This is a genomic window from uncultured Roseobacter sp. (assembly GCF_947493125.1).
Classification (GTDB): domain Bacteria; phylum Pseudomonadota; class Alphaproteobacteria; order Rhodobacterales; family Rhodobacteraceae; genus Roseobacter.
This window is the reverse complement of the sequence record NZ_CANLQB010000028.1, coordinates 1-1,074: the sequence shown is the minus strand read 5'-3', so window position 1 is coordinate 1,074 and position 1,074 is coordinate 1. Positions and strand designations below refer to the sequence as shown.

1 protein-coding gene is annotated in these 1,074 nt (G+C 64.2%); it reads right to left on the bottom strand.

What is annotated here, in order from left to right:
- Positions 1-290: 290 nt before the first annotated feature.
- On the bottom strand, positions 291-1,074 hold a 784-nt coding region (locus Q1A71_RS23610), incomplete at its 5' end, for a transposase (RefSeq protein ID WP_299682838.1).

Genomic DNA, 1,074 nt, shown 5'->3' with positions numbered 1-1,074 from the left:
TTTGTGGCTGCTGTCAACGTGAGCTGCAGCGGCGACAAACCTGACAAGGAGGGAAGCGCGGGCGGCTTTCGCGTCTATGGGGATTGCGTGTTACCGGCGCGTTGATCGAGGGCCGGATCGTCAGCCGTGTCGGTCGTGTCTGGCGCGGACGCGTTGGCTGTCATGTTCTGATGGCGCTGTTTGGGCTCTCTTTCGGCCTTCAACGGTCCATCTCACCACTGACATCGTGGGGCCGACCGCATTGATCGGTCCGGCGCCTGGACACTGTGGAGCCGGGTGGGATCGGTGGTTCATGCGGCTTCCTCCCGTGGCGGTGCGCGGGATTTCGGGGTTTGGCCACGCGGGAAGGTCTCGATGACGATCATTGTGCCGCCGCATTTCGGGCAAGGCTGTAGTGTGTTCGGGTCGTCAAAGTCGTCGGTTGCACCCTCATCCGACGTCTGCCCTGGCGCTGGCTCGGCATTGAGCAAGCGCCTGATCGTCTCGATCCTGTCGCGGCGGATGCCATTGGCCAGGAACCCCGCGTGGCGGATGCGGTGGAAGCCGGGCGGCAGGACATGGATCAGGAAGCGGCGGATGAACTCATCCGTGGGCAGGCGCATAACCTTCATCCGGTCACCACGCTTGATGCGGTAGTCTTTCCAGCGGAAGGCCACGGTGTCGCCATCGGCGCTGACCAGGCGGTGGTTCGAGATGGCGACGCGGTGGGTATAGCGGCTGAGATAGGCCAGCACGGCTTCGGGCCCGCCGAAGGGTGGCTTGGCATAGACGACCCAGTCGGTCTTGCGCAGCGGCGCGAGGTGGGCCGCGAAGTTATCAGGGTCTGCCAGTCCCACCAGATCGCCGAAGAAGCGCAGCTTGCCGACCCGGTGCAACCTCATCAGTCCTTCGAGGAACAGGCGGCGGAACAGTCGAGACAGGACTTTGACTGGCAGAAAGAACCCCGGGCGGCAACGTATCCAGCGGGTGCCATCCGCTGACAGCCCGCCACCCGGCACGACAACGTGCACATGCGGATGGTGTGTCATCGCCGAACCCCAGGTGTGCAACACCGACGTCATGCCGATCCGGGCC